Annotated in this window: 26 protein-coding genes; 18 read left to right on the top strand and 8 right to left on the bottom strand. The window is 33.7% G+C overall.

Features of this window, described 5'->3' with window-relative positions:
- Nucleotide 1 precedes the first annotated feature (1 nt).
- Together EDD66_RS15845 and EDD66_RS15840 are read left to right on the top strand one after the other, a co-directional pair.
- On the top strand, nucleotides 2–598 hold the full coding sequence (locus EDD66_RS15845) for a TetR/AcrR family transcriptional regulator C-terminal domain-containing protein (protein WP_123610560.1): 597 nt from the start codon (nucleotides 2–4) through the stop codon (nucleotides 596–598).
- Nucleotides 599–701: 103 nt separating this feature from the next.
- The gene (locus EDD66_RS15840; RefSeq protein ID WP_123610559.1) at nucleotides 702–2,078 is read left to right on the top strand and encodes a radical SAM protein; all 1,377 of its coding nucleotides are present in this window, start codon (nucleotides 702–704) and stop codon (nucleotides 2,076–2,078) included.
- A gap of 121 nt (nucleotides 2,079–2,199) precedes the next feature.
- Here the strand turns inward: EDD66_RS15840 and EDD66_RS15835 are convergent, their stop codons facing one another.
- The 3 genes from EDD66_RS15835 to EDD66_RS15825 all read right to left on the bottom strand — a co-directional run bounded on the left by EDD66_RS15835 (nucleotide 2,200) and on the right by EDD66_RS15825 (nucleotide 5,329).
- Nucleotides 2,200–3,807, bottom strand: a complete 1,608-nt coding sequence (locus tag EDD66_RS15835) for a nitrite/sulfite reductase (protein ID WP_123610558.1) — start codon at nucleotides 3,805–3,807, stop codon at nucleotides 2,200–2,202.
- Nucleotides 3,808–3,828: 21 nt separating this feature from the next.
- Nucleotides 3,829–4,674 carry a DUF368 domain-containing protein gene (locus tag EDD66_RS15830; RefSeq protein ID WP_243115393.1) on the bottom strand — a complete coding sequence of 282 codons (846 nt, stop codon included), beginning with the start codon at nucleotides 4,672–4,674 and terminating at the stop codon, nucleotides 3,829–3,831.
- Nucleotides 4,675–4,804: 130 nt separating this feature from the next.
- Nucleotides 4,805–5,329, bottom strand: coding sequence for a GNAT family N-acetyltransferase (locus EDD66_RS15825; RefSeq protein WP_170164392.1), 525 nt, complete (start codon nucleotides 5,327–5,329; stop codon nucleotides 4,805–4,807).
- Between the two features lie 305 nt (nucleotides 5,330–5,634).
- Between EDD66_RS15825 and EDD66_RS15820 the strand changes: the two genes are divergently transcribed.
- Together EDD66_RS15820 and EDD66_RS15815 are read left to right on the top strand one after the other, a co-directional pair.
- The gene (locus EDD66_RS15820; protein ID WP_123610556.1) at nucleotides 5,635–6,669 is read left to right on the top strand and encodes a helix-turn-helix domain-containing protein; all 1,035 of its coding nucleotides are present in this window, start codon (nucleotides 5,635–5,637) and stop codon (nucleotides 6,667–6,669) included.
- 66 nt (nucleotides 6,670–6,735) lie between these two features.
- Nucleotides 6,736–6,909, top strand: a complete 174-nt coding sequence (locus EDD66_RS15815) for a chorismate--pyruvate lyase (protein WP_123610555.1) — start codon at nucleotides 6,736–6,738, stop codon at nucleotides 6,907–6,909.
- 106 nt (nucleotides 6,910–7,015) lie between these two features.
- Here the strand turns inward: EDD66_RS15815 and EDD66_RS15810 are convergent, their stop codons facing one another.
- On the bottom strand, nucleotides 7,016–7,519 hold the full coding sequence (locus EDD66_RS15810; RefSeq protein ID WP_243115392.1) for a cupin domain-containing protein: 504 nt from the start codon (nucleotides 7,517–7,519) through the stop codon (nucleotides 7,016–7,018).
- Nucleotides 7,520–7,848: 329 nt separating this feature from the next.
- Here EDD66_RS15810 and EDD66_RS15805 point away from each other — a divergent pair, with 329 nt between their 5' ends.
- From EDD66_RS15805 to EDD66_RS15785, 5 genes are all read left to right on the top strand, one after another.
- Nucleotides 7,849–8,811 (top strand): tRNA dihydrouridine synthase, encoded by a 963-nt coding sequence (locus tag EDD66_RS15805; protein WP_123610553.1) that lies wholly within the window; start codon nucleotides 7,849–7,851, stop codon nucleotides 8,809–8,811.
- A gap of 117 nt (nucleotides 8,812–8,928) precedes the next feature.
- Nucleotides 8,929–9,471 carry a DUF6323 family protein gene (locus EDD66_RS15800; protein WP_123610552.1) on the top strand — a complete coding sequence of 181 codons (543 nt, stop codon included), beginning with the start codon at nucleotides 8,929–8,931 and terminating at the stop codon, nucleotides 9,469–9,471.
- A 15-nt stretch (nucleotides 9,472–9,486) separates the two neighbouring features.
- Nucleotides 9,487–10,353 (top strand): DUF6179 domain-containing protein, encoded by an 867-nt coding sequence (locus EDD66_RS15795; protein ID WP_123610551.1) that lies wholly within the window; start codon nucleotides 9,487–9,489, stop codon nucleotides 10,351–10,353.
- Between the two features lie 97 nt (nucleotides 10,354–10,450).
- Nucleotides 10,451–10,906, top strand: a complete 456-nt coding sequence (gene bcp, locus EDD66_RS15790; protein WP_123610550.1) for a thioredoxin-dependent thiol peroxidase — start codon at nucleotides 10,451–10,453, stop codon at nucleotides 10,904–10,906.
- Nucleotides 10,907–10,961: 55 nt separating this feature from the next.
- Nucleotides 10,962–11,279 (top strand): glutaredoxin, encoded by a 318-nt coding sequence (locus EDD66_RS15785; protein WP_123610549.1) that lies wholly within the window; start codon nucleotides 10,962–10,964, stop codon nucleotides 11,277–11,279.
- A 221-nt stretch (nucleotides 11,280–11,500) separates the two neighbouring features.
- Here EDD66_RS15785 and brnQ read toward each other — a convergent pair whose 3' ends face one another.
- The gene (gene brnQ / locus EDD66_RS15780) at nucleotides 11,501–12,871 is read right to left on the bottom strand and encodes a branched-chain amino acid transport system II carrier protein (RefSeq protein ID WP_123610548.1); all 1,371 of its coding nucleotides are present in this window, start codon (nucleotides 12,869–12,871) and stop codon (nucleotides 11,501–11,503) included.
- A 261-nt stretch (nucleotides 12,872–13,132) separates the two neighbouring features.
- Here brnQ and EDD66_RS15775 point away from each other — a divergent pair, with 261 nt between their 5' ends.
- Nucleotides 13,133–14,005 (top strand): LysR family transcriptional regulator, encoded by an 873-nt coding sequence (locus tag EDD66_RS15775; RefSeq protein WP_170164391.1) that lies wholly within the window; start codon nucleotides 13,133–13,135, stop codon nucleotides 14,003–14,005.
- Between the two features lie 90 nt (nucleotides 14,006–14,095).
- Here EDD66_RS15775 and EDD66_RS15770 read toward each other — a convergent pair whose 3' ends face one another.
- Complete coding sequence (locus EDD66_RS15770) at nucleotides 14,096–14,533, bottom strand: GatB/YqeY domain-containing protein (protein ID WP_123610546.1); 438 nt, start codon at nucleotides 14,531–14,533, stop codon at nucleotides 14,096–14,098.
- A gap of 407 nt (nucleotides 14,534–14,940) precedes the next feature.
- Here EDD66_RS15770 and EDD66_RS15765 point away from each other — a divergent pair, with 407 nt between their 5' ends.
- The 7 genes from EDD66_RS15765 to EDD66_RS15735 all read left to right on the top strand — a co-directional run bounded on the left by EDD66_RS15765 (nucleotide 14,941) and on the right by EDD66_RS15735 (nucleotide 20,923).
- Nucleotides 14,941–15,519 carry a rhomboid family intramembrane serine protease gene (locus EDD66_RS15765; RefSeq protein WP_123610545.1) on the top strand — a complete coding sequence of 193 codons (579 nt, stop codon included), beginning with the start codon at nucleotides 14,941–14,943 and terminating at the stop codon, nucleotides 15,517–15,519.
- Between the two features lie 117 nt (nucleotides 15,520–15,636).
- Nucleotides 15,637–16,833 (top strand): VOC family protein, encoded by a 1,197-nt coding sequence (locus EDD66_RS15760; RefSeq protein ID WP_123610544.1) that lies wholly within the window; start codon nucleotides 15,637–15,639, stop codon nucleotides 16,831–16,833.
- Between the two features lie 13 nt (nucleotides 16,834–16,846).
- Nucleotides 16,847–17,083, top strand: coding sequence for a hypothetical protein (locus EDD66_RS15755; RefSeq protein ID WP_207667807.1), 237 nt, complete (start codon nucleotides 16,847–16,849; stop codon nucleotides 17,081–17,083).
- Between the two features lie 170 nt (nucleotides 17,084–17,253).
- Nucleotides 17,254–18,720, top strand: coding sequence for a protein adenylyltransferase SelO (locus tag EDD66_RS15750; RefSeq protein ID WP_123610543.1), 1,467 nt, complete (start codon nucleotides 17,254–17,256; stop codon nucleotides 18,718–18,720).
- Between the two features lie 129 nt (nucleotides 18,721–18,849).
- Nucleotides 18,850–19,404, top strand: coding sequence for a PadR family transcriptional regulator (locus EDD66_RS15745; RefSeq protein WP_243115391.1), 555 nt, complete (start codon nucleotides 18,850–18,852; stop codon nucleotides 19,402–19,404).
- The gene (locus EDD66_RS15740) at nucleotides 19,401–19,763 is read left to right on the top strand and encodes a DUF4180 domain-containing protein (protein WP_123610541.1); all 363 of its coding nucleotides are present in this window, start codon (nucleotides 19,401–19,403) and stop codon (nucleotides 19,761–19,763) included. The genes EDD66_RS15745 and EDD66_RS15740 overlap by 4 nt, the downstream gene beginning before the upstream one ends.
- 275 nt (nucleotides 19,764–20,038) lie before the next feature.
- Nucleotides 20,039–20,923, top strand: coding sequence for a class D beta-lactamase (locus tag EDD66_RS15735; RefSeq protein ID WP_123610540.1), 885 nt, complete (start codon nucleotides 20,039–20,041; stop codon nucleotides 20,921–20,923).
- A gap of 117 nt (nucleotides 20,924–21,040) precedes the next feature.
- Here EDD66_RS15735 and EDD66_RS15730 read toward each other — a convergent pair whose 3' ends face one another.
- Together EDD66_RS15730 and EDD66_RS15725 are read right to left on the bottom strand one after the other, a co-directional pair.
- The gene (locus EDD66_RS15730) at nucleotides 21,041–22,834 is read right to left on the bottom strand and encodes a BlaR1 family beta-lactam sensor/signal transducer (protein ID WP_123610539.1); all 1,794 of its coding nucleotides are present in this window, start codon (nucleotides 22,832–22,834) and stop codon (nucleotides 21,041–21,043) included.
- Between the two features lies 1 nt (nucleotide 22,835).
- Nucleotides 22,836–23,216, bottom strand: a complete 381-nt coding sequence (locus EDD66_RS15725; protein WP_123610538.1) for a BlaI/MecI/CopY family transcriptional regulator — start codon at nucleotides 23,214–23,216, stop codon at nucleotides 22,836–22,838.
- Between the two features lie 268 nt (nucleotides 23,217–23,484).
- On the opposite strand from EDD66_RS15725, the gene EDD66_RS15720 reads away from it, so the two are divergent.
- Nucleotides 23,485–24,270: an ABC transporter ATP-binding protein gene (locus EDD66_RS15720; RefSeq protein WP_123610537.1), complete on the top strand. Its 786-nt coding sequence runs from the start codon at nucleotides 23,485–23,487 to the stop codon at nucleotides 24,268–24,270.
- Nucleotides 24,271–24,280: the final 10 nt, after the last annotated feature.

Here is a 24,280-nt window from a genome sequence, read left to right as displayed (position 1 = left end):
AATGTCTGATTCTAACATAACAAAGCTGGCTTTTGCAAATTCTTTTAAAAATCTGATGATAAGGAAGGAATTTAATAAAATTTGTGTAAGTGAAATTTCAGCTGATTGCAGTTTGACAAGACAGGCCTTCTATTATCATTTCAAGGATAAGTATGAGCTTATGAATTGGATTTATTATACAGAAAGTGCCTCCTTTATGAAGTACTTTTATAATATAGAATATTGGACGGAGGGATTGGAAGCGTTCAGTGATTATATGCGCCAAAATAAGATATTGTATATTAATGCTTTGAATACAACTGGGCAAAACTCTTTTCAGGAATATTTATATAATTATATCTGTGATATTTTAACTGCTGTCATTATAAAACTTGAAGATACAGAATATGAAAAAGAAAATTGGGAATTTGCCATTGAATTTATTGCCACTGCTTTTATTTCTTTAATCGTACGCTGGGCCAATAAAGGAATGAAAGAAGAATTTATAGAATATTTTCCTAAAATAATCAGTCTGTTTGATGGGAGTATATTTGAGAAAATAGAAATGAGATCAAAGAGGGGTTTTTTTGAGGAGCAAAAGAACCCTGTTGACAGATAAACATTGATGTAAAAAGTTTTTACATATGCTCTTTTTGTCTAATTACTTAATATGGGAAATATGTTATACTACCTTTTAGACAAAATTGAATGAGGCGATATTGATGTATAAAAAGGCCATCTCCACAGGGATAGATCTGGCATATGCCTATCTGGATTCCAATCCGGAAAAGCATATGATAAAACTGCTGAATTTAGTAGATAAATTAGATAGAAAGAAATCTATTGAATCTCAACGTAAAGTATTTCGGGACATAATTAAAGATAAGGATAATAATTGGTACAGATTTATCTTAGGGATGTGGAATGATATTGACTCTGGGATAAGGAAAGCTTTTTTTCACAATATTATATTCAATAGTACATTATTAGCAAAATCAAAACATGATAAATATAGAGAACAATATAATTGTAATATACCATGGGCTATTTTAATGGATCCCACATCAGCCTGTAATCTTAATTGCATTGGATGCTGGGCCGCACAATATGGCAGTAAATTATCCATGAATTTTAATACTCTGGATAGGATTATCAGACAGGGGAAAGAATTGGGGGTATATTTCTATGCATATTCAGGGGGAGAACCCCTGATCCGCAAAAAGGATATTATTAAGCTTTGCGAAAAACACCGGGATTGCATGTTTACTGCGTTTACCAATGGTACTCTCATTGATGAGGAATTTGCGGATGAAATGTTACGGGTGAAGAATTTTATTCCGGGCATTAGTATTGAGGGATTTGAAGAAGAAACTGACTCCAGGAGGGGAGAAGGTACTTATAAAGCAGTTATCCGTGCAATGGAAATATTAAAACGTAAGAAACTGGCGTTTGGGGTATCCTGCTGCTATACAAGAAAAAATGCGGAAATTATAGGGAGCGAAGAATTTATTGATGACATCATATCAAAAGGTGCAAAGTTTGCATGGTTTTTTACCTATATACCGGTAGGTGCAGATGCGGTACCTGAGTTGATGGTAACGGCAGAGCAGCGCGAATTTATGTATAGACAGATACGAAAATTCCGTAAGACGAAACCTCTGTTTACCATGGACTTTTGGAATGATGGAGAGTATGTAGAAGGGTGTATTGCAGGAGGCCGGAGGTATATGCATATTAATGCAGGTGGTGATATTGAACCCTGTGCGTTTATACATTATTCAGACTCAAATATTTATGAAAAAACACTCCTTGAAGCTTTACAGTCTCCATTATTCATGCAATACCACAATCAACAGCCATTTAATAGTAATCATTTAAGACCCTGTCCATTGCTTGATAATCCAGAATGCCTTGTAAAGGTAGTGGAAGCAGCCGGTGCAAAATCCACTGATCTGATAGAACCGGAGGATGTTCATGAACTAAGGTCAAAATGTGTTGATACAGCCAAAGAATGGGCACAGTCTGCAGAACGTATCTGGAGTGAAAGCCATCCTTGTGAGGGGTGTGCCGCCTGTCCTTTCTGCAAGGGGAAGAAATAAGTATCTTATAAAAATTTATAATCTTAGAACTGATAAAAGGGAAGTTGCAGTGAACTTCCCTTTTATCGGTAAGGTTTTCAAAACACCCATAAGAGAGTGGAGTGAATATCAAAATCTAATATCATACTAAATATTTTCCTAAAAAGTTTTCAAATTCTGCTTCATACATCTTTATGAATTCATCAAATTCTAAACTTCTATTCCTTAATAAAACAGCCAGATCATATAAAAATCCAGGAATATCATCTGATTTCAAATCTCCCCGGCTCTTAGCCATTATGGGATTTGCCGGAGTGATATTTCCACCTGTATAAAGAGAATATACATCAGTAACTATAGAATCTACCCGTTTCTTCTTCCCCTGAAAACCAATCTGAGCCATCTGATGCCTTGCACATGAATTGGTACATCCGGAAATATGAATGGCTGGAAGGATATCTTCTGCGAAATCCATTTTTCTAAAATGATTCAGTATATTTTCTAAAAGTTCCTGACTGCTTTGAATTCCTATCTGACAGATTGGAGTTCCAATGCAGCTGACACTTCGGCTTAATTTTGTGGAATTTCGTATTTCTTTCGTTAACACAAGCAATTCTTCTGCCTGGACGGATGTCAGATTTCTTATCACCATACTTTCTTCCATACTAAGGCGAATCTGGGCATCTGGAATCTTATCCAGGAAACAAAGAAGAGAATCCAGATCTTTAGAGGATAGTATTCCACCCTGAGGATGGAGAACCACACTATATAGATTTTTCTGTTTTTGAGAGATTACATCGGGATAGTTACCTGATCCTTTTCTGCCAACATCAGGAATAGTCACTGAATATTCATTACTTAGCTCATAATCCAGTTTCCTGGTTTTCTTTACATATTCCAAATGTTCTTTATAACATTGAAGAAAATTTTCCCTTCCCATACGCTTTACAATAAAGCGCATCCTTGCCTTCCCTTTGTTATGATAATCGCCTTCTGCCTGAAACAGATGGAGCGCAGCTTCAATATGGTAGAAAATATCTTTGGGATCAATCAGGTCATCGTAGGGGACAGAAATATCTCCTCCCGGTCCCAGACTGCCTCCGATATATACTTGAAAATATTTCTGCCCGTTCTTATTTACAGCTACAAAGCCAATATCAGCAATGGATGCATTTGCACTGTCCCTTTCATTATTTGAGAAGGCAGCTTTAAATTTTCTGGGCAGTCTGTAAGTATTCATCTGGGATAGAAAGTATTTATTTACAAGGACAGCATAGGGTGTTACATCAAAGGCTTCCCCTTGCTCTACTCCGGAAAGAGGAGATAAGGATACATTTCTTGGGAAATTTCCTCCGCCTCCCTGGCTGATCAGGGTTCTTTTAAGACTCTTTTCCATGATTTCTATAAGATCATCAAATTCCAGATTGTGAAGCTGTATGGTCTGGCGGGTAGTGAAATGAATAAAATCAAGAGAGTAATCCCTGGTAAAGTCTTGTATTAGTTTCATGGTTTTAAAATCTGATACACCGGATAATATTCTTAAGCGTAACATGAATTTTTGACCGTTTCTCTGTGCATAAACACCCATTCTTCCTGAGGCCGCTTTAAATTCCGAACTGGAAATCTCACCATTTATAAATTTATATCCAATTTGTTTAAATTCAATAATGTCTTTTTTATATATTTCTTTTGCCTGAATAATTCTTTCATTCAGTATTGCTTCTGATATAGTTTCTTTTTTCATAACCATTGTACATCACGTCTTTCTTCATTATTCATTTGAAAATCTGGATAATGACATAATTGCATAATATCCAAGTACAAATGTGACTATGGATATTAAGATAGAAGAAATCCACCAGCGGATATTAGCGTCAGCGGGAATCGCCGGTATTATTTTATCACGGAAGATCTCAGAAGTAGATCCAAGAACAAATCCTATAATCATACAATAGGTCTGGTGGGGAAATTTATTCAATGTCCATTCAATCGGTTTTGTGATAAGGAAAATTCCGATTACTGTAGAAATTCCCAATATACCAATATAAACAACATCAAATTTTGTGATTGCTATAAGCATAGTATCATACATGCCCAGAACCAGGAGCATATGGGAAGTGCTGATTCCTGGCAGCACTAATGCCAGTGCAATAATAATGCCTGTTACTAAGAGCATTAAGAAGTGTGTTACTCCAGTGCCGGAACTCACATCAAAATTACCAACTGGCAGGAATCCGATAGAAATAACAAGGATTAATCCGATTAAAAAATAAATTACGGAAGAAATCCTAAGGGAAGATTCCTTTGTCTTTTTGTATAAAGCAGGGATTCCCCCAATGACAGCACCCAGGAAAAAGAAAGAAACCGGTAGAGGGAATTCTTCCAGAAGCCATTTAATCACAAAAGCCAGAGAACCTATACCAACAAATGAACCGATACAAAATTTCATAAGGAATAGTATATTTCCCTTAATATCTTTTAGAAAATTACTGATGGAAGAAATCAGCTTATCATAAATTCCTAACAAAATGGCCATTGTTCCTCCGCTTACCCCCGGAACGCTCATGGATGAGCCAATGATAAAACCTTTTAACATAATAAGTAAGTTGCTTTTCAATCTGTTATTCATCTGCGTATAAAACATACCTGATAACCAAGTATATTCTACTCCTTTCAATCAATGTTTACTGGAAAAATTATAACATAAGTTATATCATATGTAAAACTATGCTTCTATAGAATTTGCACTAAATCTTACTGTAAATAGTTTGAAATATATCTTGTTTCATTTTAAGAAGGAGTTCTTTAGATATATCAGCAGGATAGTGCATTAAACGTAATAGAACTCCATGGGAGGCAGGTTGCAGAGGGGGTTGTATATATTCAATCTCACTTAATATGAATCCCAAGCGCTCATAAAAAGTAATCCTGCGTTTTGCGTTGACAGTATTGGCAGTTTCTACTTCAATTACTACTGGAAGTTTCGCCTGATCTAAATAATCCCTCATAATCCGTGTTCCAAGTCCTTCTCCCCTGGCGGAAGGATTCACGGCAAAATGTTCGATATAATAAAAATCCTGAAAACTCCATTGAGCTATAAAGGCCTTAATCACCCTATCTTCTTCTATAGTTAATATTTGATACTCAGGAAGACTAAGTAATACGAAAGCCTCCTCATAAGTTCGGAATTCTTCTACAGGAAAAGAAAGCTCCATTAATTTATAAATGGAACAGAAGTCATCTTTATTTAGTATCTTAAATGTATTTTTCAAAATCATAACCTCCTGAAGTTACTTTTATAGCATTATACCACAATATCTATTTCTATATCAGGCATTTGGGAAACTATTAGGTTTTCTGAAGCTGTAAAATAATCAGTACGAAGATAGGAATATACAAAACTATAAAATATAACCTATGGTTAATAAAATTGAATGAAATGTGAAAACGGTTCACTTGTTATATGCCAGGGTCTTTGCTATTCTATATTCAGTAAGATTCGATACACATGTGGCAGAAAAAATAATCAGAAGTAAGCAGGCTTATTCACTTTGTTCTAAGATTGGAGAGATTAGATATGAAAATAAATGAAATAATACGGAAATACAGAAAACAAGGAAATTTAACCCAGGAACAAATTGCAAATTATCTTGGGGTGACGGCGCCGGCAGTAAATAAGTGGGAAAATGGAATATCTTATCCTGATATTACTCTCCTGGCACCATTGGCAAGAATATTGAAAATTGATGTGGATACATTATTGTCATTTAATGAGGAATTAACAGAAGAAGAAATCAATCGCTTATTAAAAGAAGTATCGGATATGGTGAAAAAGGAAGGATATGAAAAGGCATTTGAAAGAGGAGAGGAGCTTATGAAAGAGTATGCAAAATGTGATTCTATGACTCTTTCCTTAGCTCAGATCTTAAATGCATTTCTTACCATTAATGATGTGAAAGAAAGAGACAGATATGAAGAAAAGATATTGCAATGGTATGAATTAATAGCAGATAGTAATAATCAGGAAGTTGCTTCTATGGCAATCGCTTCGTTAGTATCAAAATATACCGAAAAGAAGGAATATGAGAAAGCCCAGCAGCTCCTGAACAGGATTCCACCATTGGGTTATGACAAACAGATAATGCAGGCGGTACTTTTCACAAGCCAGAAGAAAAATGAAGCTGCCTATGAAATTTATGAACAAATGCTCTATAAGAATGTGAATGAGATTTGTAGTGTTATTCAATTGATGTTAAGGGTATTATCTAAGGAAGGGGAGTATGATAAAGCAGAAAGATACGCTGCTATAGGTAAGGAAGTAGCAAAATTATTTGATTTAGGGGCATATATTGAAAATATTCCGGAACTATTTTTAGCTATGGAAAAGAAAGAAATCAAAAGAAGCCTGGATACTTTAGAGAAGATGATTTCAGGAGTGAATACAATGTCCGGTTTTACAGAGTCTGATTTATATTCCCACATGAAGTTTCATAAATCATCCGATTTGGAAATGGTAAGAATTATGTTAAAGAAGGCATTGGAAAGTGATAAAGAGCTTGATTTTCTTAAAGATGAGCCTCGTTTTAAATCAATTGTAAGAGCACTGAGTTAAAGATATATACGGGAAACTTAGTAAATATGATAAAATATACAAATAAGATAAAAGGCAGGTGAAAAAATGGAGACATGGAATTATGTAGTTGAAAAAATTGATGGAGATTATGCACATCTTAGAAGAACTGATGTACCGGAAGATGATTTAAAGCTTGTTGCAAGAGCAATATTACCATCTGAAATCACAGAAGGTACATGCTTAAAGTATGAGCTTTTTGAATATAGCATAATATCTTAATTCTTAAAATGCAATGAAGCATCTCGAGAATGTTAAAAAACAGGACCCTGGCAAATCTTATAATTAAGTATCTGCCAGGGTTTGAAATATTTAATATCTGTATAGATTAATGGTGGTTTTTCTCAGCTGCTTCTGCATCTGCTTTGGTTCTATGCACTGTTCTATATGGATGCTGTGGCGGAGCATAAATAGAGTATAATTTCAGTGGGATACAGCCTGTATTAATGATATTATGCCAGGTACCGGCAGGTATCATAATAGCATAATCATCACAGACTTTTTCCTGAAAATCTAATCGATCCCGTCTGTCACCCATCTTTACAATTCCTTCCCCTTGCTCAAGTCGTAAAAACTGGTCAAGATCAGAATGAATTTCCAAACCGATATCTTCTCCTACATTTATGCTCATTAAAGTCACTTGCAAATGACATCCTGTCCATAGAGTGGTGCGGAAGTAATTATTTTGTAAAGTTAATTCATTTATATCAATAACAAATGGTTTTGCTCCATAGTCCTTAATGACTGGTTTCGTAAAATGATACGTATAGTTTGAGTTATATTTTGGGTTTTTGTAATAATGTTTTTTATTATAGTTATAATCATTATACATTTTAAAAAATCCTTTCATATTCATAATATAGGTAATTGGGAAACACTTTTCTATGGCTATTGATGTTCCCGTGTTCTTGACTGTCTATTACAGTTTAAGAACATGGGACTAATCATAGCCACAATTAATAGTTTCCCAAATATCTATTATAAAATAATAATATGCGGAGATTTTAGTTAGTGTGATTTAATAGCAATGGTATGTGAATAGAAAATAAATAAGAAGCTATTTGTAATTAATTACTCCTTGGGATATAATAAAGTACGTTATTTTACTTATGATCCATAAAAGTTTAAATATGAAATATTTTTAATAAAGGAGCCATCTGCATGAATTTTTACTTCGCACCTATGGAGGGGATTACCAGGTATATTTATAGAAATGCCTATAATACTTTCTTCAATAATAATATAGATAAATATTTTTCACCATTCATTGTTGCAAATCAAACAGATAGTTTTAAGTCCAGAAATATAAATGATATATTGCCCGAAAATAATCAGGGGCTTGTTTTAATCCCTCAAATATTAACAAATAATGCAAAGGATTTTATACATACTTCTAAGAAAATAAAACAGCTTGGGTATAATGAGATTAATTTAAATCTAGGCTGTCCTTCTGGTACAGTTGTTTCCAAATATAGAGGCTCAGGATTTCTTGCAAAGAAAGAAGAGCTGGATATATTTTTGGATGAAATCTTTTCAAGTTCCATTACAGAAATTTCAGTAAAAACCAGAATAGGGAAAGATCAGCCAGAGGAGTTCTATGATTTAATTGAGATATTTAACAAATATCCTATGAAGGAACTTATCATTCACCCCAGAATACAAAAAGATTTTTATAAGAATAAACCAAACCTTAATGTGTTTAGGGATGCCTTAAAATTAAGTAAAAATCCTGTTTGCTATAATGGAGATATTTTTTCAGTGAAAGATTACAATGAGTTCATGGAAAACTTCCCAGGTGTAGGAACTTTAATGTTAGGAAGAGGACTTATTGGAAATCCTGGATTGCTCAATGAAATTAATAATAATGTTAGAATAGATAAGAAGATATTGAAAGAATTTCACGATAAGATTTATGAGGACTATAAAATACTCCTTTCCGGAGATAGAAATGTGTTATTTAAAATGAAGGAATTGTGGTTTTATATGAGTTCTTTATTTACGAATCATGAAAAATATGCAAAGAAGATCAGGAAGTCGGAAAAGTTCCACGATTACGATGAAGCAGTATTAAGCTTATTCAGAGATCAGGATATTCTAAAAGTGGAAGGAGAAATAAGAATATAAGCTAAAATCTTCTCTCATTTCTACTTATATATTACCATAAAATCTCCATATTTTCAAGTCTTGTAATGTGGCCCAACCAGACGTATAATGAGCTACTACTTTGGAAGGAGTGATATTATGGATGGGGATATTTTTGAATTGATGCAGCAAAAAAAGCAAGAAAATGAAATTATAGCATTAATATCCTGTAATGATCAAACAGAACAATTTGGTCTTACTTTAACCCAGGAAGAAGCTAAGGAGCTTATTATCAGTAGGAATGACAGTTTAAAATTGTATCAGAGAGTGGAATTCAGTAGTGGTATATTAGAAAAACTAATTTACAATTTTTGTGATTCCATGTATATCAATCAGGATAATTATGCAGATACATTAGCAACACTTCAGGATATTTTCTATATGTTTAAGAATGAAGCAGAAGACAAATTAACAGATGATGAATTAATGGCATTTATGAAAGAACAGTTTGAAAGTGTTTGTGCAGGAGATACCGATTATCTTGCAGAGACTTGTCTGGAAAGATTTGCACAGGCAATTCGGGCAGGTTATACCGGGTTTATTGAAACGGAAGGTTATAATGAATATGAAAAATTTTCTGAGGAACAAAGATGGGATAAAGATTTATATATGCAGGTACTGAAAGAATTATTCTGGAGATGATTTAGTGGAGGGCATATGGAATATAGTATGGAAGAACTTTTACCGCTTGTTGAAGAACTTACCAGGAAATACACATCAAATGAAAGCAGCTCTGTCACATATGAAACAGCCAGAGTGCTTATGGGTGCTGTTTTGTATTGCATAGAAGAGTGCTACAATAATGGTGGGAATGGATTAGCAGCAAATGAGAAAATGGATGCCCAGACTGCATATAGGCGGGGGTATGATCTGATCGTTGAAAAAGTATATAAAGCAAAAGAGATATATGAAAGTATATTAGAGGATTTTTGTGATTTTCAATGTAGAATATGCAGGGATACTATTATAACAGCAATTCCTAAGTTTTTTGTAATGTATGATCCTAAATTCAATCCTCAGAATCATATTCTTACACTCGATTATCCCACTGTAATACCAATCAATGCCCTGTGCGGCGTAAATGCCATTTATCAATATTTATGCAATATTAAAATAGAGTGGGAATTTTTAAATGCATTTCATAGGATTGATGTTAAAAATCTACTTGAAAGAATTGTTGACGATTACCAAAATCTATACTGTGACAATATCAGCAATGAAGTACTATTAACTGCGCTAGGATGCATGATAGTGGAAAAGCCGGTGGGGAAATTAGAACTTCAAAAGAATGATATTAATTTTATACAGAGCTATTTTGAGAATGATAGGAAAGAAAAAGCAGAAGAAAAAATTCGAAAGCTGATTTCTGATCTGTTTGGAATAGGTTATCATGGAAACAGGGAAATGGAAACATACTTTTTAAATATTAGTAATGATTACGCTGTAAGAATTATAAATGGCATACAAAACCATTCTTTGAACAGAGTATTTCATTTATGTGATATTGTCGGTTACAATGAATAAAATATATGAAAATAAAATCTATTTATGGTAATATAGAGACAGGTCGTAAAACAGATCAGTAAAAAATAATTGTCATAAAGAGAAAGGGGCAGAAATTATGTTAGAAGCAGGAATAAAAGCACCGGAATTTATTTTAAATGATAAAGACGGGAATGAAATAAAACGATCCGATTATATGGGTAAGAAAATAGTACTTTACTTTTATCCTAAGGATGATACTCCAGGTTGTACAAAACAAGCATGTGCATTTGCAAGCAGCTTTGAAGAATTTAAAAAGAAAGATATTGTAGTGATTGGTGTAAGTAAAGATAGTATAAAATCTCATCAAAAGTTTGCAGATAAGTATAATCTCCCTTTTATACTGGCATCGGATCCAGAATTGGTTGCAATCAAAGCATATGATGTCTGGCAGGAAAAGAAGCTGTATGGGAAGGCTTATATGGGGGTTGCCAGAGCAACGTATATCATAGATGAAAATGGTGTTATTGAAAAGGTGTTCCCTAAGGCCAAACCGGATACGAATGTAGCTGAAATATTAGAGTATTTAGGCTAGGGAATAAAAAGATATCTTTCCAGGTACGAAAGAATAAGGAGGATAAAGGAATATTATGAAAATAGTTATGTATGGTTCTGAAATATGTCCGGATTGTATAAAAGACAAAGAAATATTAATGAACTGCAATGATATAGAATTAGATTACAGGAATATAACAAAAGATACAAAAACATTAAAAGAATTTTTAAGTTATCGTGACCATGAGGCAATGTTTACGCCGATTATAGATAATGGGAAAATTGGGATTCCATTTTTCATACTAGAGGATGGAAGAAAAACATTTGAAATCTATGACTATATTAATATGAAAAAACCTGATGTAGAACAGACTGCAAATGCTTGTTCCATTGATGGGAAAGGGAATTGTTAATAATTAAAAAGGGACTTTTGCAAAATATATTTTTCTGGAATTTAGAAGAACTTTATATTTCTCGAAATTTGTGCTCCATCGTGCGAAAGACAGCGGCATTCTCTATCTTGCCGCTTTTCGCACATACATCGCACAAATTATCTATGAAATATAAAGTTCTTCTTATATACAGAGAATCTTATCTTTTTGCAAAAGCCCTTTTTTAATATCGTATCCTGTTTTTAGTCTTCAACCATATTATTATAAGTTTTCCTAAAAGTAGAGTGATATATGATAATTCCGATTATAAGTCCTATGAGTGAAGGGATAACCCAGCCCAGACCTATGTTGTAATAAGGCAGATACTTAGATGCCATAGAGATGAGTCCGTCCAGATGAAGGGAATTCTTAACAGGATCAGGAAGGGCTTTTATAAAATCGAAGATAGCTGCCAATATGGTAAAAATAGTAACGGATTGATAAATGCAGCGGGCTCCCTTAAAAAATTTATGAAACAGACTAAGTAATATTAATGTGATTGCAAGAGGATATAAAAACATCAGGACTGGAATGGAGAAAGAAATAATATTATTCAGTCCAAAGTTTGCAATACCAAATGATAAAACACAAAAGGCAATGGCATAGTATTTATACCCGAAGGAATTTGGAAAAAGTTCTGTAAAAGTTTCGCTGCAAGATGTGATTAATCCAATTGCCGTCTTCATACAGGCAAAAATCATAGTGACAGCAAGAATAATTGAACCAACGTTCCCAAAATAATGTTTTGATATTATGGATAAAGCTTCACCACCATTTGAAGAAATGTCATAAAGACCACGGCTTTGTGCTCCTATCAATGTAAGGGAAATATATATTAAAGCCATAATGGACATACTGAAAAATCCTGATTTTACAGTGTCAGCAGCAACTGTATTTGGATTTTCAACTCCTAAATTACGAATCACTTTGATAATGACAATCCCAAAAGCCAAAGATGCCAATGCATCCATTGTATTATAACCCTCTAAAAAACCTTTAAAGAGGCCGTTACTAACGAATCCGTCTGCAACGGGTATCTGGGACACAGAACCGATGGGATTTATAAGGGCTGTAATAACTAATATACCCAAAGAAACTAAAAAAATGGGATTTAAAATTTTTCCTACCCAGGTCAAAATATTGGATGGTCTGAGAGAGAACCATAAAACTGCAGCGAAGAATAAAAAAGAAAAAATTGCGAGACTTATCTTAGTGGTATTTCCAGACAGCATTGGTGCGATGCCCACTTCAAAAGATACGGTTGCAGTTCTTGGTATGGCAAAAAAAGGACCAATTGTTAAATACAGCACACATGTTAAAAAGACACTATATTTAGGATGTACCCTGCTTCCCATTTCATAAAGACCATCACTGTGGGAGATACCCATTGCAACAATACCAAGTAATGGCAAACCTACACCTGTAATTAAAAAACCCATTGTTGCCGGCCATACATTTGCTCCTGCCATTTGTCCCATAAAAACAGGAAAAATTAAATTTCCTGCACCAAAGAACAAGCCAAATAGCATGGAAGCTAAATAAATATAATCTTTTAAAAGTAATTTTTTCTGCATCCGAAATCCTCCAGTAAATAATATTAGTATTCTATCTAAAAGGTTACTTTAACCGTTTTTCGTGAAATACTATTTTATTATACGATATCCTTTCAAAATGTTAAGCGACGATATATAATATATGTATTACATTTTCTAATACATTCAATTACTTAATTGCATAAATATATTTATCTCAGGTAATTGGGAAACTAATAAATATTTTGGAGTTTCCCAATTACCTGAGTATCATATATGCGTGGAAGGAGAAAGGGACATAATATGGATATAAAAAAACTGGAAATACTTTTAAAGGTTTTAGAAATCGGAAGCTTTTCACAGGCCTGCGAGAATTTAGGATATACTCAATCCGGACTGACTCATATGATGAATAGTTTAGAGAAAGAAGTGGGATTCCCAATTCTTAAACGTGGTCATTATGGTATACGGCTGACAACCAATGGTGAGCGGATCATGCCTGCTGTCAAAGAGATCATAGCGGCAGATAAAAAGCTGACTTGTGAGATCAATCAAATAAATGCTGAGGAGAATGGAACGATACGTATAAGCGCATTTACAAGTATTGCCGTTCAATGGCTTCCGTCAATAGTTATGGGATTTACAAAGGAGTATCCTAATATTAATGTAGAAATATTTAATGGAGGAGTTGCCGATACTTATAATTTACTGGAAAGCGGTAAGGTTCATATGACATTTGGAAGCTATCAGGCAAATTCTAATTTTAAATGGATATCATTAAAATATGATCCCATGCTGGCTATTCTCCCAGGTGATTATGATACGGAAGGGAAAGACTATTTCCCGGTAACAGAATATGAAGGGAAGCAATTTCTAATGCCTTCCTATGGTTTTAGTATCGATATTATGCGGGTCATAAACGGTAATAATGTAAAACCACAGATTAAAGAAACCTCCCTTGACGATCCGGCTATTATTGCTATGGTAGAAGGAGGCTGGGGAGTAAGTATGCTCTCGGAACTTGTTCTAAAGGGGAATAGCAGCAATATTGTTGCTCTGCCCTTAGCACCTGCAGCAGTTCGTGAACTTGGAATTGCTTTGAGAAAAGATGCAGAGATATCCTCGATCATTAAAAAGTTTATAGCATATTCCCAAAAAATCGTAGGAAATCTCTAAGAAAACTGCACTTGAAGTGATCGTGAAAAAAGTTACCTTAAGGTTAGATTCTTAAGATAACTTCTTATCAGGGGATTTATTGATAAAAGTTTATTTACATAACTCTCCGACCACTTGATTAATTACCTTGCCATCTGCTTTTCCTTTTAACTCTGCCATGACAAGTTTCATGATCTGACCTTTATTTTTAGTAGCTACTGCCTCCGGGAACTTGTCTGCAATATAGATTTTAACATCTTCTTCAGACATCATGGCAGGTGCATACTCCTTAATAATCTCAAAAGTTGCCTGATAACCTTGTCTTAAATCTCCACGTTCCTCCGGACAAGTATCAATTTGCTCTTTTACAGTTTTCATTTCTTTTAAGATAACACGGTCTACCAATTCTTCTGTAATGTTATCGCGGCAGCCTTCATCGATTGCAACTTTTTTGACCCCAGACACCAAAGAAGAAATTGCATCTTTACGTACCTTGTCTTTCGCTTTCATAGCGGCTATCATATCTTTTTGTAATTGCTCCATTTGCATGGATACCACCTCCAAAATTTTTAATAAAATACATTTACATCACCAAATAGTATACTGTATTTCTTTAAGATTATCAATCTCTTGTACTAACTCAACTTGTTTAAGACAATTTAAAACCTATTTTATCCATAATATGTATGATATAATACTCGCGAAGGGAATTTTGCTTGCTTGCAAGGGCAAAATTGCTCGCGGGACCATAAACGTTTTTTGTTTATGGTATAATATGAACACTTAGTGAGAATATATGCCTATCCACTTAATGAGGTGTTTTCGAATTTAGTAGATATGGTATAATACTCGCGAAGGGAATTTTGCTTGCTTGCAAGGGCAAAATTGTCCGCGGGATCATAAACTTTTTTTGTTTATGGTATAATAAAAATTTATAAATAAAACGGAGTGTTATGATGAAACATACAAAAAAAGGTATAGGAATATTACAATATAACTCACCTGCAACACTGACATTTGCATTAATATCGCTGGTTGCACTTATATTAGGATATGCAACACAGGGAGTTACAACAAGTATGTTCTTCTGCGCATATAAATCTTCCTGGGCGAGTCCATTTACTTATATCAGATTGTTTGGACATGTATTAGGGCATGCAAACTGGAGCCATTTTTCAAGTAATATGGTATTATTTTTAGTTTTAGGGCCCATGCTGGAAGAGAAATATGGTACAAAATCATTTATAAAAATGATAGGGATTACTGCAGTGATCTCTGGTCTTTTTTATATAATATTTTATCCTGCCAGCGTCTTATTAGGAGCCAGCGGAATCGTATTCATGATGATAGTATTATCGTCAGCAGCAGGTGTAAAGGATGGAAAAATTCCTATCACTCTTATATTGGTCACTATTATATATCTGGGGGGTGAAGTGCTGGATGGAGCCGGCATGGAAGACGGTATTGCACACGCAGCTCATATTATAGGCGGGATATGTGGAGCTGGATTTGGATTATATAAGCAACGTCAATAAAGCTATTTGGAATGTTATATTGGACTTAATAATTAATATAAAAGCCAATAATGACTGTATTAAATTATGATTTTAGAATAGAATAAAAATATTAGTTTGAATTAAGGAGGGATTCATATGCAAAAAATCATTCCACATTTATGGTACGACAAAGAAGCCAGGGAAGCTGCAGATTTCTATATGTCTTTATTTAAAAATTCCAGGATTAAGAATACGACAATCTTAAATGATACACCATCAGGGACAGCAGAACTGCTTACAATTGAACTGGAAGGGCAGGAATTCATGTTAATATCAGCCGGTCCCTTTTTTAAATTCACTCCGGCTGTATCATTTCTTGTTGCTTGTAATTCTACGAATGAGGCAGAATTACTCTGGGATAAATTTGTAGAAAATGGCTCAGTTCTCATACCTCTAGAAACATATAACTTTAGCAGGAAATTTGGCTGGGTAATGGATAAATATGGACTTTTCTGGCAAATAATCCATAAGGATGAAATGGTGATAGAACAAAAAATAACACCAGTAGTAACGTTTGTTGGGGAACAAAGTGGGAAAGCAGAAGAAGCGATTCAATTCTATACCTCTATATTTAAACACTCAAAAATTAATAATATCCTAAGATACAATGAAAGTGATACTGTGAATAGAGCTAATACGGTGGAGAATGGAGAATTTATATTAGAAAATCAAACATTTATAGCTATGGATAGCCCACATGACTATGATTTTACTTTTAATGAGGCAATATCATTTGTTGTAAATTGTGATACCCAGGAAGAAATAGACTACTATTGGGACAAGTTATCTGCATATCCTGAGGCAGAGCAATGCGGATGGTTAAAGGATAGATATGGATTGTCCTGGCAGATTACACCAACAATAATGAATGATATGATGAACGAGAAGGATGATTTAAGATTAGCTAATGTTACAAAGGCATTTCTTAAAATGAAAAAATTTGATATCTCTGAATTAAAAAAAGCGTATGCAAAAATAACGATACAAACTACCATCAATGCTCCAATCGAAAAAGTATGGGAGTATTGGACAAAGCCAGAACATATAAAAAAATGGAATAGCGCATCCGGTGACTTTGATTTTAGCGGTACTTACGATGAGATGAAATTACATGAAGTCATTTCCTATGTACTTGTTGATGGCAGAAAGGTAAAAAGTACTTTCATAAGTGAAGATGAGAAAACTAAAATCATTGAAACATTCGATCCGGAAGAGGCGAATTCCATCCAGGTGCAGCAGGAAGGCTGGCAGGCGATTTTGGATAATTTTAAAAAATATACAGAGCAAAATTAAAGGAGAATACATTATGATAAATCCAGCAAAATTATTTAAATTAAAAAGTTTATGGGATGCATTCACAAAAAATCACCCTAAATTCCCTAAATTTCTTGAGGCAGTGCATAAGAATGGAATAGAAGAAGGAACAATATTTGAAATGAACGTAACTACCAGATCAGGTAAGACTTTAAGCTGTAATTTGAAACTTACGGAATCGGATACTAAATTATTTAAAGAATTATCAGATTTATTTGGCAGCATGTAACAAAAACATAGGCAAATAATAGTATAATAATTGGTATCAGGCAGACACTAGCAGGGTGATATTTTTTCAAAATTGAGCTGGTAAATGAGAAACATCATAGAGTACCTATGATGTTTTTTTAAATATGAAAATAAATAGCAGCCCAAATGGGAAATAGGAAAGGAGACACAATGAATGAGAGAAAAATAGAAACAAGCTGGAATTTTGACAATAGTTATGCCCGTCTTCCCAAATCTTTTTTTACCAGTCTGAAACCATCACCAGTAAAAGGGCCGGAATTAATTACTCTTAATGATACATTAGCTGCATCCTTAGGATTGAATATCCAGGAATTGCGAAGCAGTGACGGAGCAGCCATATTTGCTGGAAATCAGATTCCTGCCGGAGCGGCTCCTCTTGCCCAAGCCTATGCAGGGCATCAATACGGATATTTTACTATGTTAGGAGATGGCAGGGCGATTTTACTTGGGGAACAGATTACACCTAAAGGTGAACGATTTGATATTCAACTTAAGGGTTCCGGCAGAACACCATATTCACGTGGTGGCGATGGAAGAGCAGTTCTTGGACCAATGTTAAGGGAATACATTATCAGTGAAGCGATGTATGCCCTGGGAATTCCTACAACCCGTAGTCTTGCTGTAGTATCAACAGGTGAAACGGTAATCAGAGAAACGATGCAGCCTGGTGCAATTCTTGCACGTGTAGCAGCCAGCCATATTCGCGTTGGTACCTTTCAATATGTTTCCAATTGGTGCAGTACTGATGAATTACGAAATCTGGCAGATTATACATTACAAAGACATTATCCAGACAGTCATCATGGGGCAAATCCTTATCTTACCTTATTGAGAGAAGCAATCAGACGGCAGGCTTTCCTTATAGCAAAATGGCAGCTGGTTGGATTTGTGCATGGAGTAATGAATACGGACAATATGGCTATAAGTGGAGAAACAATTGATTATGGTCCTTGTGCTTTCATGGATATCTATGATCCTGCAACCGTATTTAGTTCCATCGACAGTAAAGGCCGTTATGCCTATGGAAATCAGCCAAGTATCGGCGCGTGGAATCTGGCCAGATTTGCCGAAACACTATTGCCATTGCTTCATGAAAACGAAGAAGAAGCCATTCATTTGGCTGAGATTGAGATATCTAAATTTAATGAGTTATATCACAAGTATTGGATGAAAGGAATGAGAGAAAAACTGGGCATATTCAATGAAGAGAGGGAGGATGAAGTGCTTATCCAGTCTCTTCTTAATATGATGCAGAAATATAGTGCAGATTACACCAATATCTTTTGCGCCCTGACTCATGATAAAATGGAAGAAACAGTATTATATAATACAGAGGAATTTTCACAATGGTATCAATTATGGCAGGCAAGAATGGGAAGACAGAAAGAAACGAAAGAAATTTCAAAGCAGCTAATGAGTGACAGTAATCCTGGAGTAATCCCTCGGAATCATAGAGTAGAAGAGGCGCTGGAAGCTGCCGAGAAAGGAGATTACAGCGTGATGGAACGACTGCTTCATGTTCTTTCAAACCCCTATGGACATTTGCCAGAACATGCAGAGTATGCCAAGTTACCTGAGGTGTCCGGCAAATGTTATAAAACCTATTGCGGTACTTAATATAGTAGTTTCCTTTTTTTGTAATATAATTTTTTTATAGTAAGTAGATAGTTGACACTCTTAATAACATATGTTATTATTAACATATGTTATTATTAACATATGTTATATTTAGAAGGAGTTAAAATAATGTCTATTAAATACGCTATTTTAGGAATATTAAGCTATAACTCATACACAGGATATGATCTTAAGAAGATTATCCAGGATTCACCGTTTATGCATTGGTCCGGTAATAATAATCAGATCTATAGATCTTTAGTGGAACTATTGGGGGAAGGATTAGTTACGAATGAAGTTCTGCATCAGGAAAGTTCTCCTTCCAAAAAGCTTTATACAATAACGGAAGAAGGAAGGGTCAGGTTAAAAGAATGGATACTTTTATCGCCGGAACCTCCGGAATTTAAAAAATCTTTCTTAGTTCAATTAGCATGGGCGGATCAGCTTACTGATGATGAGCTTAATGATCTATTAATGAAATATGAGTATGAAATCAATATGCAGATATTATTACAGCAGGAAATGATCCGAAGAGGTCCTTTTTTACCAAACAGGAGTCCAAGAGAGGAATTCATATGGAATATGATTCATAAAAATATCATATCTGCTTACGAAAATGAAGTGAAATGGGTGGCTTATTTACGCCAGGAATTATGTAAACAAAAGAGGAGAACAATACTATGAACTATACTGTGATAGAAGAAAACAATAAAAAATATATTGAATGTGGAACGAAAGAGGCATCTATTCATAATGAACAAAGCGCATTGGACTTAATTGGAGCATGTTTTGAGAATGAAACGAATCTCATATTGATTCATATGGATGCTTTGTCAGATGATTTTTTCAAATTAAGGACGGGTTTAGCTGGTAGTATATTACAAAAGTTTGTAAATTATAATATTAAAATTGCTGTCGTTATTACAGATACTGACAAAGTAAAAGGAAAATTTAAAGATTTATTAGTAGAATCAAATAATGGAAATGATTTTAGAGTCTTTAATAGCAAGAATAAAGCTTTGAATTGGATAACAAATTTATAAGCAATATACAAAGAGGAGATTGGAATTTATAGATTTACAATCTCCTTTATGCATGGGTAAAGAGTAATAAAACTTTGCAAAAATATACTTGACATTTAAATATTACAGCTGTAATATTTACTTAAAAGAGAAAAAAATTTTTTTATCTTAAAATCTTACAAATGTAATATTAAAAGATAAAGAACAGAAACTAAATAAATTAAAAATTATCTTAATCTCTTAAATATTTTTAATGTCAAAAGAATGTTTAGTAAAATCAGAATAGGAGAGTGTATATGAGACGAATAGTATTAACATTAATTTTAGGGGTTTGCTTATTAACTACTGCATGTAATAAATCAATTGTAGAAAAAAATCAAAAAGGGGATGAAGTAATATCAGCCAAGGATGTAGAAGGCAGTAAGGAAGAGAAATTGCTAGAGAAAGATAGTATGAAAGAAAAAGTGATAAATGAAGTAAATTTTAGTGAAAGTTTTCAAGATATAAATGGATGTGCTTATTTCTATGATGAAAATGATAATAGATACGATATCTATAATTCAAAGCTAACCAAAGAACAGATATCCCCATATTCATCATTTAAAATAATATCTACACTTATGGGTTTGGACGCGGGTGTTATACAATCAAAACAATCTACCATGGGATATAATGGAGAAAATTACTGGAATGAGGATTGGAATAAAAATCTGAACTTAGAAGAAGCATTTAAAACATCATGTGTCTGGTATTTTGAGAAAGTGGTTGATGGTCTTAGTAAAGATTATGTCCAAAAGATATTAGAAAGTTTAGAATACGGTAATAACGACTTGAGTACATGGACAGCAACAGGACATAATGATTTTTGGTTAGATGCTTCTTTAAAGATTTCTCCAGAAGAGCAAATAGAAGTATTAGTTAAGATTTTTAATTATAAGACATCGTTTTCTAAAGAGCATATTAATTTATTGAAAGAAATTATGCTGGTTAAATCGGACCAGGAATATAAAATATATGGAAAAACTGGCAGCGCTAAGGTGGAAAATGGATGGTTTGTAGGATTCTTTGAGAAGAATGATCGTAAAGTTTACTTTGCTGTTAGGCTGGATGAGGAATTTTTAGAATTGCCAGGACCGAAAGCAAAGGAAATCACATTTGACATAATCAAACAATATTATTAAGGGATATTGTTAATGAATATAATGAAACAATATTGATAAGTAATCATTGTTGGTATAGAAATAGATATATAAAGGGCATGAAATCAAGAGTGAATATGATTTCATGCCCCTTTATATCTATTCAGATGAATATATATTTTTATCTTTTAAGATAGATAAAGTAATACTTGCAGCATTACTTCCGTTACTCTTATCATTATTTTGAATATGAGTAGCAAAGAAATAGGTATTATCTTTTACCTCTATAAATCCGACAAACCATCCATTTACATTTTTGCCATCTACACTACCAGTGCCAGTTTTACCATAGAGATTAGCTTCATTAGAACTGGATAGCAACATAGCGTCTTTTACTGTTTGGATGTTTTTATCTTCAAATTGGAATGTATTATAGTAGAATTTAGATAACAATTCCACTTGTTCCATCGGGGAAATTTTTAAAGAGGATTCCATCCAGTAATTTGAAATGCCTCCAGATAGGCTTTGATTACCATATTCAATTTTTTGATAATAATGTTTTAAGGTCTGCAGACCTGTTCTTTGGTCTAATGCTTGAAAATACCAATTTACAGAGTTTTTCATAGCTGTATTTAATGAATGATCTTGATTCCAAGTATCATATGGATATATAATTTTATCCCACATAATCAAGGAAGAATGAGGTGATATACTATTTGCTTCTAGACCAAATAAAGCACTATATATTTTATAAGTTGAATCTGGCGATACACGCTTCATTGCATCAGTTTCATTGTATATAAAGCAATAATCTTTATTTGGCTCATATAAGACAAAACTGCCATTATAATCTTTAAAGTAATCACTTAAATCTTCTGTTGTGGTTCTTATATTTGAAGTCTTATAAATACTGTCATTAAAGCCATGAGTGGAAAGAATTGGTGTAAATCCCAATATAGTAATTCCAATCAAAATGAATATCAGTGTACTTTTTAATTTTAACCATTGAGACTCTCCCTGAAAAGAAACAATATTAATAATTCTTTTCTTAATCTGCTTTTTTGGACCACCCATTCCTGAAACTGATGAAAGGTAAGAAAGTTTTTGTGCAAAGTTGAGTAATGTATGTCCATATTCCGAATGATATTCTTTATCAAGCATGGATAAAACGGATGAGTCACAGGCTAATTCACAATCGTTACGCATTTCTTTTATAACATACCATATTACGGGATTAAACCAATATATGATCTGTGTTAGACACATCCAAAGATTAACCTGTATATCTCTATGCTTATAGTGTTGAAGTTCATGTAGAAGAATATATCGAATTTCTTTAAGTTTAAATTCTGATATCAAATACATTGGAAGAATAATGCAGGGCTTAAAATGTCCCATAGTGACAGGGGTGTTTAAATAGGCACTGGTTAAAATAGGAAGCTCGTTCTTTAAACCTATATCCTTAACACATATCTTACATAGCAGTCTGATTTTTTTGTTTTGTACTGGTAAAGAAGAGGTTTTTAACTGCTTAATTTTATGATTATTATAAATTGTTATAGTAGTCATAACAATAATTCCAATCGTCCAAATGCTTATTAGAAATACGTTGATATAGGAGGGAGTTTTACTGTTAATGGAAATTGAAAAATCCTGTAACCAATTACCACTTAATAGTTGTTTTCCGTTATTTAATGTTTGAGTAACTCCATTCTGATTTGACATTCTTACATTATGCAGTCCTATCATCCAGTTTTGAAGATTTTGAAAACCTAAAGTATTTACAGGAAGAAAAGGAATTATTAGCATGCTTAATGTAAGAAACCATATATTGTACTGCATTCGGATGGAAATATGTTTTTTGAATATTCTTTTAATTAGCAGGATGGCAGCAATAAGTATTGAAATAACTAGATTACTCAAGAGAAAGGAAATACCAAAAGTATGAATCAAATTAATCTCCTCCCTCTTTGGAGTCCAATAGATTACGTAGTTCCTCTATTTCTTTATCTGAAAGTTTTTCATTCGCCAGAAAGTTTGTTAACATGGAAGCTATATTTCCATCATATAAACGTTCTAAAAAATGAATATTTTCATGCTTTAAATATTCTCCTTCTTTCACTAATGGAGTATAGATGAATACACGGCCCTCTTTTTCGTAAATAAGTGCTCCTTTTTGTACCAGACGTTTTAGCATTGTTTGAATTGTTTTTGGACTCCAATCCGTGGTCCGTATTAATTTTTCGATCACCTCATTTGTACTAATAGGTGAATGGCTCCATATAATTTTCATTACTTTATATTCCGCTTCTGAAATTTGAGGTAAGTTTTTCATAATTCATATCTCCTTAAATATTACACATGTAATATAATAATTATATTCTTATAAAAATGACTTGTCAATTCAATTCATTTAGGATATCCATAAACTGACATACAATTAACATAAATAAATATTAAAATCGAAAAATCAGTCCTAAAAATATATTTCTAACTATTTTTAGAATTCAAACCTATTTTACCACGGTTCATCTTAGCAAAATCTAAGGAACATAACGCTTGGCAAGATATTTCAAAAATATTACTACCAGGAGGAAAAGAACATGATTCGAGTGGAACACATTAACAAGACCTTTCAGGTCGCAAGGCGTAATTCAGGTATTTCAGAGGCTTTTAAGGCTTTATTTCATAAGGAATACGAATGCGTAAAGGCTCTTGATGACATCTCTTTCACCATTGATGAGGGAGAGATGGTTGGGTATATTGGCCCTAACGGAGCCGGAAAAAGCAGTACAATTAAAATTTTGAGCGGTATATTAACACCAGATAGTGGCAGTTGCCAAATTAATGGGCGGACTCCATGGAAAGAGAGAATTGCACATGTACGTGATATAGGAGTTGTATTTGGACAACGGTCCCAATTATGGTGGGATGTGCCGGTGATAGATTCTTTTGAATTATTAAGGGATATTTATAGTATTCCCATGAAGAAATTTAAAGAGAATCTGGATGAATTAGTAACTTTACTGAATTTAGAAGAAATCATCAAAACACCAGCCAGACAGTTATCCTTAGGACAGAGGATGCGATGTGAAATTGGGGCGTCTCTTATACATAGTCCTAAGATATTATTTTTGGATGAACCAACAATTGGCCTGGATGCAGTATCAAAGATAGCAGTTCGAAATTTTATCTTAGATATGAATAAAAGGCATAAAACTACGGTTATACTCACGACCCATGATATGCAGGATATTGAGGCTCTTACCAGGAGAATTATTCTCATAGGAAAGGGAAAGATCCTAATGGATGGAGACCTTGAAAGTATGAAAAAAGGTTCTTCTGTTGATGAAGTAGTAGTGGAACTTTATAAAAAGTATGAAATATAAGGAGGAGACT

The organism is Mobilisporobacter senegalensis, from assembly GCF_003752155.1.
GTDB lineage: Bacteria > Bacillota > Clostridia > Lachnospirales > Lachnospiraceae > Mobilisporobacter > Mobilisporobacter senegalensis.
This window is presented reverse-complemented; position numbering and strand designations above follow the sequence as displayed.

What these genes read in the sequence shown, in the direction of transcription:
- EDD66_RS15845 (WP_123610560.1), top strand. Translation starts at nt 2, where the DNA reads ATGTCTGATTCTAACATAACAAAGCTGGCTTTTGCAAATTCTTTTAAA.
- EDD66_RS15840 (WP_123610559.1), top strand. Translation starts at nt 702, where the DNA reads ATGTATAAAAAGGCCATCTCCACAGGGATAGATCTGGCATATGCCTAT.
- EDD66_RS15835 (WP_123610558.1), bottom strand. Translation starts at nt 3,807, where the DNA reads ATGGTTATGAAAAAAGAAACTATATCAGAAGCAATACTGAATGAAAGA.
- EDD66_RS15820 (WP_123610556.1), top strand. Translation starts at nt 5,635, where the DNA reads ATGAAAATAAATGAAATAATACGGAAATACAGAAAACAAGGAAATTTA.
- EDD66_RS15815 (WP_123610555.1), top strand. Translation starts at nt 6,736, where the DNA reads ATGGAGACATGGAATTATGTAGTTGAAAAAATTGATGGAGATTATGCA.
- EDD66_RS15810 (WP_243115392.1), bottom strand. Translation starts at nt 7,519, where the DNA reads ATGTATAATGATTATAACTATAATAAAAAACATTATTACAAAAACCCA.
- EDD66_RS15805 (WP_123610553.1), top strand. Translation starts at nt 7,849, where the DNA reads ATGAATTTTTACTTCGCACCTATGGAGGGGATTACCAGGTATATTTAT.
- EDD66_RS15800 (WP_123610552.1), top strand. Translation starts at nt 8,929, where the DNA reads ATGGATGGGGATATTTTTGAATTGATGCAGCAAAAAAAGCAAGAAAAT.
- EDD66_RS15795 (WP_123610551.1), top strand. Translation starts at nt 9,487, where the DNA reads ATGGAATATAGTATGGAAGAACTTTTACCGCTTGTTGAAGAACTTACC.
- bcp (WP_123610550.1), top strand. Translation starts at nt 10,451, where the DNA reads ATGTTAGAAGCAGGAATAAAAGCACCGGAATTTATTTTAAATGATAAA.
- EDD66_RS15785 (WP_123610549.1), top strand. Translation starts at nt 10,962, where the DNA reads ATGAAAATAGTTATGTATGGTTCTGAAATATGTCCGGATTGTATAAAA.
- brnQ (WP_123610548.1), bottom strand. Translation starts at nt 12,871, where the DNA reads ATGCAGAAAAAATTACTTTTAAAAGATTATATTTATTTAGCTTCCATG.
- EDD66_RS15775 (WP_170164391.1), top strand. Translation starts at nt 13,133, where the DNA reads ATGGATATAAAAAAACTGGAAATACTTTTAAAGGTTTTAGAAATCGGA.
- EDD66_RS15770 (WP_123610546.1), bottom strand. Translation starts at nt 14,533, where the DNA reads ATGCAAATGGAGCAATTACAAAAAGATATGATAGCCGCTATGAAAGCG.
- EDD66_RS15765 (WP_123610545.1), top strand. Translation starts at nt 14,941, where the DNA reads ATGAAACATACAAAAAAAGGTATAGGAATATTACAATATAACTCACCT.
- EDD66_RS15760 (WP_123610544.1), top strand. Translation starts at nt 15,637, where the DNA reads ATGCAAAAAATCATTCCACATTTATGGTACGACAAAGAAGCCAGGGAA.
- EDD66_RS15755 (WP_207667807.1), top strand. Translation starts at nt 16,847, where the DNA reads ATGATAAATCCAGCAAAATTATTTAAATTAAAAAGTTTATGGGATGCA.
- EDD66_RS15750 (WP_123610543.1), top strand. Translation starts at nt 17,254, where the DNA reads ATGAATGAGAGAAAAATAGAAACAAGCTGGAATTTTGACAATAGTTAT.
- EDD66_RS15745 (WP_243115391.1), top strand. Translation starts at nt 18,850, where the DNA reads ATGTCTATTAAATACGCTATTTTAGGAATATTAAGCTATAACTCATAC.
- EDD66_RS15740 (WP_123610541.1), top strand. Translation starts at nt 19,401, where the DNA reads ATGAACTATACTGTGATAGAAGAAAACAATAAAAAATATATTGAATGT.
- EDD66_RS15735 (WP_123610540.1), top strand. Translation starts at nt 20,039, where the DNA reads ATGAGACGAATAGTATTAACATTAATTTTAGGGGTTTGCTTATTAACT.
- EDD66_RS15725 (WP_123610538.1), bottom strand. Translation starts at nt 23,216, where the DNA reads ATGAAAAACTTACCTCAAATTTCAGAAGCGGAATATAAAGTAATGAAA.
- EDD66_RS15720 (WP_123610537.1), top strand. Translation starts at nt 23,485, where the DNA reads ATGATTCGAGTGGAACACATTAACAAGACCTTTCAGGTCGCAAGGCGT.